The sequence below is a fragment of the Arthrobacter sp. Y3224198 genome (assembly GCF_059090025.1).
This window is the reverse complement of sequence record NZ_JBNHFG010000063.1, coordinates 1-3,496: the sequence shown is the minus strand read 5'-3', so window position 1 is coordinate 3,496 and position 3,496 is coordinate 1. Positions and strand designations below refer to the sequence as shown.

General features: G+C 71.5%; 4 protein-coding genes. 3 read left to right on the top strand and 1 reads right to left on the bottom strand.

Features of this window, described 5'->3' with window-relative positions:
* Nucleotides 1–123: 123 nt before the first annotated feature.
* A complete protein-coding gene (locus AC5RUF_RS16270) occupies nt 124–1,257 on the bottom strand; it encodes an NAD(P)/FAD-dependent oxidoreductase (RefSeq protein ID WP_494131284.1) in 1,134 nt (377 codons plus the stop codon).
* Between the two features lie 108 nt (nt 1,258–1,365).
* Between AC5RUF_RS16270 and AC5RUF_RS16265 the strand changes: the two genes are divergently transcribed.
* From AC5RUF_RS16265 to AC5RUF_RS16255, 3 genes are all read left to right on the top strand, one after another.
* A complete protein-coding gene (locus AC5RUF_RS16265) occupies nt 1,366–2,403 on the top strand; it encodes a nucleoside hydrolase (protein ID WP_494131283.1) in 1,038 nt (345 codons plus the stop codon).
* Nucleotides 2,404–2,435: 32 nt separating this feature from the next.
* Nucleotides 2,436–3,257: an alpha/beta fold hydrolase gene (locus tag AC5RUF_RS16260; protein ID WP_494131282.1), complete on the top strand. Its 822-nt coding sequence runs from the start codon at nt 2,436–2,438 to the stop codon at nt 3,255–3,257.
* On the top strand, nt 3,238–3,496 hold a 259-nt coding region (locus tag AC5RUF_RS16255; protein ID WP_494131281.1), incomplete at its 3' end, for a TetR/AcrR family transcriptional regulator. The genes AC5RUF_RS16260 and AC5RUF_RS16255, both read left to right, overlap by 20 nt.

Genomic DNA, 3,496 nt, shown 5'->3' with positions numbered 1-3,496 from the left:
GCTCCTGGTCGGTGCCGCGGAACTGGTCTTCGCCCCGCTGCTGGCCGCACCGTCGCCCGACCCCGCCACTGCGGCCGCCGGGCTTCCGGACGTGGAAGCCAGCTGACCCGCCTCGATTCCCGCCTAGCCGAACCGCTCCGCCCGGAACGCTGCCAGCATCGGATGCCGGCGTCCGGTGAGGATTTCCCCGGCCAGCAGCTCGCCGGCAATCAGGCCCAGGGTCGCACCCGAGTGGGTGAACGCCACAAAACACCCCGGCACTGCGGCCAGTTCGCCCAGCACCGGCTCACCGTCGCCGGGAACCGGCTTACGGCCCGCCAGGTGCTCCGCCGGACGCAGCGACGGCTGCCCGGCCAGCACCTTGGACGCTTCCCCCAGCAGTTCCTGGATGACGGCCGGGTCAATGGCATAGCTGCCGTCCGGGGCACGGGTGATCTGCTCCAGATACCAGCTGGAATCCATCGCCAGCCGGTTGCCGGGGTGCGGCCGCACCGAGACGCGGGGCGTATTCAGCACCGCGGACAGCCGGACGTCCACGGGCTCGGTGATGACCAGCATGGCCAGGTCCGAGGCATCGGGCAGGGTCACACCCAGGGGCCGGAGCACCGCCGGAGTCTCCGCGCCGGCGGCCACCAGCACCGTGTCCGCCGCCACCGTCCGCCCGTCCGGCAGCTTCAGTCCGGCGGCCCGTCCGTCCGCCGTCACGACGTCGGCCTTGCCGGCGTCCTCGATCAGTTCCCCTCCGCGGGCGGTGAACTCCTGCAGCAGGTGGTGCACCAGATGCGGCAGGCTGACCCAGCCCTCGCCCGGGTTGTGCACCAAGGACCCGGTCACCGCCGCCGGCTCCACGGCGGGGGCGATGCCGGGCATCGTGTCCGCCACGGCGCGAGGCGGGAGCAGCTGCGAATCGTAGCCGCGCGCCGCCTCGGCATGGTGCCGCTCGCGCACGGAATCGCCATTGCCTGCCGGAGCCCAGTACAGCCCGCCACCGAAACCGAGCCAGTCCACGCCGGGATTCTGTGCCGCCAGCGTCCGATAGCGGTCAATGCCGGCCATCCGCAGCCGGTGGTAGGCCTCGGACCTGGCGCCGGCGGAGTTCAGCCACGCCAGGGACCTGCCGGAGGCACCGCTGGCAATCCCGGCCTCGGTCACCAGCACCACGGAGGCTCCGGCCCGGAGCAGGTGCACCGCCGTCGACACCCCGAGTATGCCGCCGCCCAGCACGGCAACGCGGCGGACACCGTTCGACTCCGGCATACCCTTTCCCCTCCCTGGTTTCCCGCCCTCCGGATTCCACACTGGGCGGCCTTATTCTCTAATTACCTTCCCTGTCAGCGTGCAGCAGATCAAACGAAAGACGGCATTGTGCCCGAATCCTCCCCTCCCCCTTCCCATCCGCAGCCGCCCGTGCCGGTCATTGCCGACGTCGACACGGGCGTTGACGATGCCCTCGCCCTGACCTTCCTGGCCCGCAGCCCGCGGATCGACCTTCGCGCCGTCACCTGCGTCGCCGGGAACACCGACGTCGACCAGGTCCTGCGCAACACCCTGGACGTGCTCGCGCTGGCCGGGCGGCCGGATATTCCGGTGGCCCGGGGCGCCGAGCGGCCACTGATCAACGAACCCCGCAACGCACACGCCTTCCACGGGAGCAACGGGCTGGGCGGGCTCTCCCTACCGCCCAGCCCCGCGGTTCCGTCGCCGCTGGCCGCCGTCGAGCTGCTGCACCGCACCATCGAGGACTCGCCGGAACCGGTGACACTGCTGGGAATCGGGCCGCTGACCAACATTGGCGTGTTCCTGCGGGCGTATCCGCGGACGGCCCGGAAGCTGGCACGGATTGTGTTTATGGGCGGATCCGCCGGCATCGGCAACGCCACCTCGCACGCCGAATTCAATGCCTGGCAGGACCCGGAGGCGCTGGCCATGGTTCTGGACTCCGGGATTCCCGTGACCATGTACGGGCTGGACGTTTTTATGCTCGCCACCCTGGATGAAGCGCAGTACCTGCCGCTGGAAGCCTCCCCGGAACCGGGGGCACGGCTGGTGGGAACCCTGCTCGCCTCCGGGGCACGGGCGCGGTCCGCGGAAGGAACGTCCGACGCCGGCCTGCCGCCGGTGACCATGGGCGACGCCGGGGCGGCCTGCCTGATCGCGGCGCCCAAAACGGTGGCGCTGCAGGAGTATCCGGTCCGGGTGGAACTGGCCGGACACAGCCGGGGACAGACCCTGGTGGACCGCCGGGTGCTTGCCGGCGAGGACGCCGTGCATGGCCTGCTCGCCCCGGCGCCGGTGATCTCCGTGGCCACCGCGCTGGACCATCACGCCATCACGGAGACGTTTTTGGCGGCGGTGCGGTTGCCGCAGCCCGATCCAGCCAAACCGCTTGACGAAACCCGTTGACACCCTTGGCTAATGGCATTAGCTTTATGGCTATGACTATTAGCCACTTGGAAGTGAACGGCCGGCGCATCGCCGCCGAGCTGCGCGGCACCGGCCCGCTGGTGATCTGCTCACCGGGCATGGGAGATTCCCGCGACGCGTATTATCCGCTGGCCGACGGGCTGGTGGACCATGGCTTCCGGGTCGCGCTGCTGGACCTGCGCGGCCACGGCGACAGCGACACCGGTTTCCCGGCGTACGGTGACGAGGCCACGGCCGAGGACCTGCTGGCTGCCATCGAGGCCTTCGGCGACGGGCCGGTATATCTGGCCGGGGCGTCCATGAGCGCCGCCTCGGCGGTGATCGCCGCCGGACGCCGGCCCGACGCCGTACGCGGGCTGCTCCTGTTCGGCCCGTTTGTCCGCAACGGCAGCGGCGGCCGGGCGGCAGCGCTGGCCCTGCGCCTGATGCTGCTGCGGCCGTGGGGGCCGGCCGTCTGGCGGCTTTACGCCACCTCACTGTGGAAGGGCCTGGGCCCGGCCGCCGCGCGTGCCCGCGCCAAGGAGTCCGTCCGCCTGCTGTCCCGCAAGGGCCGCTGGGCGGCCTTCGCCGCCACGGCGGCCGGCGCCGACCATTCAGTGGTGGCGCCCTGGCTTCCCCGGGTGACGGCCCCGTCGCTGGTGGTCATGGGCGAAGCGGACCCGGATTGGAAGGATCCGCGTGCCGAGGCGGAGTGGATTGCCGGGCAGCTGGGCAGTGAGGTCCTGATGGTTCCCGGCGCCGGACATGCCCCCATGCTGGAAGCACCCGACGTCGTCACGCCCCGCGTCCTCGCGTTCCTGCAGGAGGTGCCCGATGCCGCGCGCCGGTCTTGATACCGTCGCCGTGGTGCGGCGCGCACGGGAACTGGTGGACACGGACGGAGCGCAGGCCCTGACGCTGGCCCGCCTGGCGTCCGAGCTCGGGGTTGCCACCCCCAGCCTCTACAAACACATTGGCGGGTTGGAAGACCTGCTGAACCGGGTGGCGGCCGAGGTGACCCGGGAGATGGCCGAGTCCTTGGGCCGGGCGTCCCGGGGCAGGTCCGGGCGGGACGGCCTGGCGGCCGTGGCCC